The sequence below is a fragment of the Streptomyces alkaliphilus genome, from assembly GCF_014141535.1.
Taxonomy (GTDB): domain Bacteria; phylum Actinomycetota; class Actinomycetes; order Streptomycetales; family Streptomycetaceae; genus Streptomyces; species Streptomyces alkaliphilus.
Window position 1 is genome coordinate 1 of the sequence record NZ_VKHT01000188.1, and the last position, 6,605, is coordinate 6,605.

The 6,605-nt window shown below is 70.7% G+C and carries 7 protein-coding genes; 2 read left to right on the forward strand and 5 right to left on the reverse strand.

Annotation, left to right across the window (positions count from 1 at the left end; translation table 11 throughout):
- Positions 1–422: 422 nt before the first annotated feature.
- A complete protein-coding gene (locus tag FNQ90_RS08700; protein ID WP_182605837.1) occupies positions 423–947 on the forward strand; it encodes a GNAT family N-acetyltransferase in 525 nt (174 codons plus the stop codon).
- A 74-nt stretch (positions 948–1,021) separates the two neighbouring features.
- Here FNQ90_RS08700 and dnaB read toward each other — a convergent pair whose 3' ends face one another.
- A complete protein-coding gene (gene dnaB, locus FNQ90_RS08705) occupies positions 1,022–2,461 on the reverse strand; it encodes a replicative DNA helicase (protein ID WP_182605838.1) in 1,440 nt (479 codons plus the stop codon).
- A gap of 567 nt (positions 2,462–3,028) precedes the next feature.
- Between dnaB and FNQ90_RS08710 the strand changes: the two genes are divergently transcribed.
- Positions 3,029–4,462 carry an MATE family efflux transporter gene (locus FNQ90_RS08710; protein WP_182605839.1) on the forward strand — a complete coding sequence of 478 codons (1,434 nt, stop codon included), beginning with the start codon at positions 3,029–3,031 and terminating at the stop codon, positions 4,460–4,462.
- A 183-nt stretch (positions 4,463–4,645) separates the two neighbouring features.
- Here the strand turns inward: FNQ90_RS08710 and rplI are convergent, their stop codons facing one another.
- The 4 genes from rplI to rpsF all read right to left on the reverse strand — a co-directional run bounded on the left by rplI (position 4,646) and on the right by rpsF (position 6,464).
- Positions 4,646–5,095: a 50S ribosomal protein L9 gene (rplI, locus tag FNQ90_RS08715; protein WP_143618099.1), complete on the reverse strand. Its 450-nt coding sequence runs from the start codon at positions 5,093–5,095 to the stop codon at positions 4,646–4,648.
- A gap of 16 nt (positions 5,096–5,111) precedes the next feature.
- Entirely contained in the window at positions 5,112–5,348 is a 237-nt protein-coding gene (gene rpsR, locus FNQ90_RS08720) for a 30S ribosomal protein S18 (protein ID WP_143618097.1), read from the reverse strand.
- Positions 5,349–5,395: 47 nt separating this feature from the next.
- Positions 5,396–6,004 (reverse strand): single-stranded DNA-binding protein, encoded by a 609-nt coding sequence (locus FNQ90_RS08725; RefSeq protein ID WP_143618095.1) that lies wholly within the window; start codon positions 6,002–6,004, stop codon positions 5,396–5,398.
- Between the two features lie 169 nt (positions 6,005–6,173).
- Positions 6,174–6,464: a 30S ribosomal protein S6 gene (rpsF, locus tag FNQ90_RS08730; protein ID WP_143618093.1), complete on the reverse strand. Its 291-nt coding sequence runs from the start codon at positions 6,462–6,464 to the stop codon at positions 6,174–6,176.
- Positions 6,465–6,605: the final 141 nt, after the last annotated feature.

The following is a 6,605-nucleotide window of genomic DNA, read 5'->3' on the forward strand; positions in this document are numbered from 1 at the left end:
GAGCGGAACCGCCGACCTTACCCCCGCCCCTCGCCCCATCCGTTGGCCGCCGCGCGAACACATGGACGAACCGGGATCCGACGCATCGTGTTCTCGGCTCCTCCGGAGCGGGTCGGGATCCGGGGTGGTGGAGGGACCCCCCGTCCCGGGGACGGCGCCATCCCCGATGCTCCGGGGCTCCCTCCCCGGACCGGGAGCCGGCCGGAGCGGGAGCCGACCGGAAGACCCCTCCTCAGCGCGTCGGGGCGGTAAACGACCTCGGGCCGGAGGAAGTCCCCACCCCGAGCGGTACGAACCGCTTGCCCCCAAGAGCCTCGACCGGCCCCGGCCCCGGTGGGCCGAGAGGTACCCGGCGGTTCCCTCCCCGGGGGACCACCGAAAGCGGTGTTCTGAGGGGCCGGGCGCCATTAACCTCACCGTCCATGAGCCCGATTCTGCGCACCGAGCGCCTGTTGCTGGAGCCCTACACCCCGGACGACGAGGAAGATTTCGTCACCCTCTTCCGGGACCACAGGGTTTCGCGGTGGATGGGCGACGGCCCCGCCGGCGAGGCGGAGGACCGGGCCCTGTTCGGGCGGATCTTCACGAAGGTCTACGCCCGGGATCTGTTCGACGTCTGGGCCGTCCGCCGGAACGGTCACTTCGTCGGCCACGCCGAGATCAAACCGAGTGATGTGGTCCCGGGTCACGAGATCATCTACGCGTTGACCCCCGAGGTGTGGGGATCGGGCCTTGGCGGGGAACTCGCGGAGGCGATCGTCGCCCATGGTTTCGGCACCATCGGACTCACGGAGGTGTACGCCACCGTGGCGGAGTCGAACGAGGCCTCACTGGCCGTGCTGCACAGGGTCGGCTTCGAGCACCTCCGGGACACGACCGAGGAGGACGGCAGCACCACCCGGGTACTGAGGCGTCGCCGGGCCACGCCGCCCCTCGGGCAGGGGTGAACGGTCCGTGGGCCGGGGCAGGCGCGTCGACCGCCACGCCGACGCCACCCCAACGACCCCGCGGGTCGATGCCGCTAGAAGCCGCCCTCCATGTTGACGAAGCGGGAGTAGTGGCCCTGGAAGGCCACGGTGATGGTCGCGGTGGGGCCGTTGCGGTGCTTGGCGACGATCAGGTCGGCCTCGCCGGCGCGCGGGGACTCCTTCTCGTAGGCGTCCTCGCGGTGCAGCAGGATGACCATGTCGGCGTCCTGCTCGATGGAACCGGACTCACGCAGATCGGAGACCATCGGCTTCTTGTCGGTGCGCTGCTCCGGGCCACGGTTGAGCTGGGACAGGGCGATGACGGGCAGTTCCAGCTCCTTGGCGAGCAGCTTGAGGTTACGGGACATCTCCGAGACCTCCTGCTGACGGGACTCCGGGCGCCGGGAGCCACCGCTCTGCATGAGCTGGAGGTAGTCGATGACCACCAGGCGCAGGTCGTGCCGCTGCTTCAGCCGACGGCACTTGGCGCGGATCTCCATCATGCTCAGGTTGGGCGAGTCGTCGATGAACAGCGGGGCCTCGTTGACCTCGGCCATCTGCCGGGCGACGCGGTTCCAGTCCTCGTCGGTCATGCTGCCCGAGCGCATGTGGTGCAGGGCGACCCTGGCCTCGGCGGAGAGCAGGCGCATGGCGATCTCGTTGCGCCCCATCTCCAGGGAGAAGATCACACTGGGCAGGTTGTGCTTGATCGAGCAGGCACGCGCGAAGTCCAGGGCCAGGGTGGACTTACCCATGGCGGGGCGGGCCGCGATGACGACCATCTGACCGGGGTGGAGACCGTTGGTCAACGCGTCGAGGTCGGTGAACCCGGTGGGGACGCCGGTCATCTCGCCGCTGCGATTGCTGATCGCCTCGATCTCGTCGAGCGCGCCCTCCATGATGTCGCCGAGCGGCAGGAAGTCCTCCGCCGTGCGCTGCTCGGTGACGGCGTAGATCTCGGCCTGCGCGGAGTTGACGATGTCGTCCACGTCTCCGTCGGCGGCGTACCCCATCTGCGTGATGCGGGTACCGGCCTGCACCAGGCGGCGCAGCACCGCACGATCGTGGACGATCTCGGCGTAGTACTCGGCGTTGGCCGCGGTGGGGACCAACTGCACCAGGGAGTGCAGGTAGCCGGCGCCGCCGATCTTGGACAGTTCTCCGCGCTTGGTCAGCTCGTTGGCGACGGTGATGGGGTCGGCGGGCTCGCCCCGGGCGTAGAGGTCGAGGATCGCCGTGTAGATCGTCTCGTGGGCCGGTTTGTAGAAGTCGTGGCCCTTGATGACCTCGACCACGTCGGCGATGGCGTCCTTGGACAGCAGCATGCCGCCGAGGACCGACTGCTCGGCGTCCAGGTCCTGCGGCGGGAGCCGCTCGAAGGCGGCCCGCTCGTCGGAGCCGTCCTCCCACCGGGGTGGTTCGGCGTCCCCGCCGCGGGGTGCCGGGGGGGCACTGCCGGCCCACTCCCCCTCGGCGTACTCCAGATCCGTCATGCGGGCCCGCCTCCCTCCCGGCTCGCCGGATCGCGGGCTCCGCCCGCCACCCGTTGGAACATGCTGAACGTGATCGACTCGGATCGGCCGTGACGAATCCGGCGCGCCGGTGACCCGGGGGTCCGACGGTTCGTTCCCGTCACTGTCCACAGTTGTACGCCACGGCACCGACAGAGACCGTTCCGGGGGCCGCGTGCACCGTGGTCCGGGACCCGGGACGGGCCGGCGGGCGCCCCACGGTACGTGCTCCGGCGGCACCGGCCAAGCCGGTTATCCACAGGCTGGGGGCAACACCTGTGGAAAGCTCTCCCGACACTGTGGAAGAACCCCCGTTTTCTGTGGACCCCTCGGGGGACGACGCTGTGGATTCTCCCGAAAGATGATCAGAAAACCCGCGCTGAGCTGCGATAACGCAGAGATCTTCACCCCGGTGCCGAGACCGTTGAAAAAAGTTCGCGGAGGGGGTGGAGCACCTGCCCATCGGGAGAACGATTCACGCCCCCCTCCAGGAGAGGTAAGGGTCACAAAACCATTGCATCTATTACCTGTGGATGCTTGGATCATCGCATGAGCCCACCCCCAGCGGACCGCACCGCGCACCCCGGCGAAACCGCCGGGCGGACGACCGGCGGGAACGCGGTCGGCGCGCCCGGGGGAGCATCCCCCCGCGCCACCCGACGACGGGTCGCCCGGAGGTACGACCGGGAGATCCTCGCCCTCGCGTTGCCCGCCTTCGGCGCCCTGGTCGCCGAACCCCTGTTCCTCATGGTCGACAGCGCCATGGTCGGGCACCTCGGCACCGACCGCCTGGCCGGCCTCGGGGTCTCCGCCGCGTTGTTGACCACAGGTGTCAACATCTTCGTCTTCCTCGCCTACGCCACCACCGCCGCCGTCGCGCGCCGACTCGGCGCCGGCGACCTGCCCGCGGCCCTGCGTCAGGGCGTGGACGGGATCTGGCTGGCCCTGTTCATCGGAGTGGCGGTGGCCGCGGCCCTCATCCCCGGCGCCCCCCTGCTGGTCGATCTCCTCGGCGCCTCCACCGAGGCCGCCCCGCACGCCGTGACCTACCTGCGGATCAGCGCACTGGGCATCCCCGCCATGTTGATCGTGCTCGCCGCCACCGGGGTGTTGCGCGGCCTGCAGGACACCCGCACGCCGTTGTACGTCGCCATCGGCGGTTTCACGGCCAACGCCGCGCTCAACGCCCTGTTGATATACGGCGCCGGCATGGACATCGCCGGCTCGGCCTGGGGCACCGTCATCGCCCAGGTGGGCATGGCGGCGGTGTACCTGACGGTGGTGGTGCGCGGTGCCCGCCGACACGGCGCCCCGTTGCGCCCGGACGCGGCGGGCATCCGGGCCTGCGCCCGGGCCGGCACCCCCCTGTTGATCCGCACCCTCTCCCTGCGGGCCGTGCTGTTGATCGCGACCGCGGTCGCCGCCCGACTGGGCGACGTCTCCATCGCCTCCCACCAGGTGGCCCTCACCCTCTGGACCCTCACCGCGTTCGCCCTGGACGCCATCGCCATCGCGGGGCAGGCCATCATCGGTCGTCTCCTGGGCGCGGACGACACGGCCGGGGCCCGGGCCATGTGCGGGCGCATGGTGCGGTGGGGAATCGGTTCGGGGGTGGTGCTCGGCGCGCTGATCGCCATCGGCAGCCCGCTGATCGTGCGGGTCTTCAGCCCCGATCCGGAGGTGCACGGGGCGCTGCTGCCGGTGCTGCTGATCGTGGCGGTGACCCAGCCGATCGCCGGGGTGGTCTTCGTCCTCGACGGGGTGCTGATGGGTGCCGGGGACGGCACCTACCTGGCCGGGGCGATGCTGGTGACCCTCGTCGTCTTCGCTCCGGCGGCCCTGTTGGTACCGGTGCTCGGGTGGGGCGTGGCCGGGCTGTGGTGGATGGTGGCGGGGCTGATGATGGTCACCCGGATGGTGACGTTGGGGCTGCGGGTGCGCACCGGACGCTGGATGGTCACCGGCGCGGTCCGCGCGCGTTGAGGGCGGGCACCGGCGGCGGCACCCGGGTCGATGCCGTCCGGCACCGGCCGGAAACGACGGAGCGGCCCGGGGACACCGTGCGGTGTCCCCGGGCCGCTCCGATCGGTCGCGGACCGGCGGGAGGCCGGTCCCGCCGCGCCCCCACCCGCCACGGGGGCGGATCGGGGCGGACGCCCGGGGGCGTCACTTGGAGGGGTTGACCTCCAGCGGCACGCTCGCCACGACCTCGGGGTGCAGGCGGACCGAGACCTGGTGGGTGCCCAGGCTCTTGATCGGCCGACCGAGCTCGATGCGGCGCTTGTCGATGTCCGGGCCGCCGGCCTCCTTCACCGCGGAGGCGATGTCGGCCGGGGTGACGGAACCGAAGAGGCGACCGCCCTCACCGGCCCGCACGCGCATGCGGACCTTGACACCCTCGAGCCGGCCCTTGACCTCGTTGGCCTGCTCGATGGTGGCGATCTCGCGGATCTTGCGGGCCCGGCGGAGCTGATCGACGTCCTTCTGGCCGCCGCGGGTCCAGCGAATGGCCACCCCACGGGGCAGCAGGTAGTTGCGGGCGTAGCCGTCCTTCACCTCGACGACGTCGCCGGCGGCACCGAGGCCGGGGACCTCACTGGTCAGGATGATCTTCATGTCTCGTCATCCCTTCTCAGCGCGCGGTGGAGGTGTAGGGCAGCAGCGCCACCTCACGGCTGTTCTTCACAGCCGTGGCGACGTCCCGCTGGTGCTGGGTGCAGTTGCCGGTCACCCGGCGGGCACGGATCTTGCCACGGTCGGAAATGAACTTCCGCAGCAGGTTCGTGTCCTTGTAGTCGACGTAGGAGATCTTCTCCTTGCAGAACACGCAAACCTTCTTCTTCGGCTTGCGCACAGGCGGCTTCGCCATGGTGTCTCTCCGTTAACAGATCAGGAAGCTTGGGGGGAGCCCGCCCGTCAGAAGGGGGGCTCGTCCGAGTAGCCACCGCCCGAGCCGCCACCGGGGCCTCCGCCCCAGCCGCCACCGCCACCGCCCTGCTGGCCACCGCCGGACGGACCCGAGGTCGCCCACGGGTCGTCGGCGGGACCGTCCTGACGGCCGGCACCGCCCTGGCCGCCGCCCTGACCGCCGGGGCCTGCGCCCCAACCGCCCTGACCGCCGCCCTGGCCACCGCCGTAGCCGCCGCCCTGGCCACCGCGACCGCTGGTCTTGGTGACCTTGGTCGTGGCGTTGCGCAGGCTGGGGCCGACCTCGTCGACCTCCAGCTCGAAGACCGTCCGCTTGATGCCCTCGCGGTCCTCGTAGCTGCGCTGCTTCAGCCGGCCCTGAACGATGACCCGGGTGCCCTTGGTGAGGGACTCGGCGACGTTCTCGGCCGCCTGCCGCCAGACCGAGCAGGTAAGGAAGAGGCTCTCGCCGTCCCGCCACTCACTGGTCTGCCGGTCGAAGATGCGGGGGGTGGACGCGACACGGAACTTCGCGACCGCCGCACCGGAAGGGGTGAAGCGCAGCTCGGGATCGTCGACGAGATTGCCGACGACCGTGATGACGGTCTCGCCTGCCATGGGGGAACCTCTCGGCGGGTGCTAACTGCTGGTGCTGCGATGATGACAGGGGCCTGTGACACCCGTGGGCGTTCACCGCACGACGGGACGGGGCGGTGGGAACCGCCGAGGCGTCCGACGCGCGGGGGATGCGTCACGGGGCCCGGCCCGGGCCCGGGTGAGCCGGGGCTCAGTGGGTGGCGGGGCGGAGCACCTTGGTGCGGAGGACGGACTCGTTCAGGTTCATCTGACGGTCCATCTCCTTGACCACGGCCGGCTCGGCCTGGATGTCGAGCACCGCGTAGAAGCCCTCGGGCTTCTTGTCGATCTCGTACGCCAGTCGGCGACGACCCCAGGTGTCCACCTTCTCGACCTTCCCGTTGCCCTCGCGGATCACGGTGGCGAAGCTCTCGATCAGGGGGGCGATGGAGCGCTCCTCCAGATCGGGGTCGAGGATGATCATCACCTCGTAGTGGCGCATGTGGAACCCACCTCCTTCGGACTCGGCGGCCACGGACGTTCCGTGGCAGGAGGTTCGCATGCGTTCCGCGTCGTCTCCGTGCGTCGCCCCCTCCGGAGGCACCCGGCCGCCACGACCGCCCGGGGAGGGCGGGAACGGACC

Bases quoted from the DNA above. Each gene is read 5' to 3' on its own strand.
- rpsR (WP_143618097.1), bottom strand. From the start codon at position 5,348: ATGGCGAAGCCGCCTGTGCGCAAGCCGAAGAAGAAGGTTTGCGTGTTC.
- dnaB (WP_182605838.1), bottom strand. From the start codon at position 2,461: ATGACGGATCTGGAGTACGCCGAGGGGGAGTGGGCCGGCAGTGCCCCC.
- rpsF (WP_143618093.1), bottom strand. From the start codon at position 6,464: ATGCGCCACTACGAGGTGATGATCATCCTCGACCCCGATCTGGAGGAG.
- FNQ90_RS08700 (WP_182605837.1), top strand. From the start codon at position 423: ATGAGCCCGATTCTGCGCACCGAGCGCCTGTTGCTGGAGCCCTACACC.
- FNQ90_RS08725 (WP_143618095.1), bottom strand. From the start codon at position 6,004: ATGGCAGGCGAGACCGTCATCACGGTCGTCGGCAATCTCGTCGACGAT.
- FNQ90_RS08710 (WP_182605839.1), top strand. From the start codon at position 3,029: ATGAGCCCACCCCCAGCGGACCGCACCGCGCACCCCGGCGAAACCGCC.
- rplI (WP_143618099.1), bottom strand. From the start codon at position 5,095: ATGAAGATCATCCTGACCAGTGAGGTCCCCGGCCTCGGTGCCGCCGGC.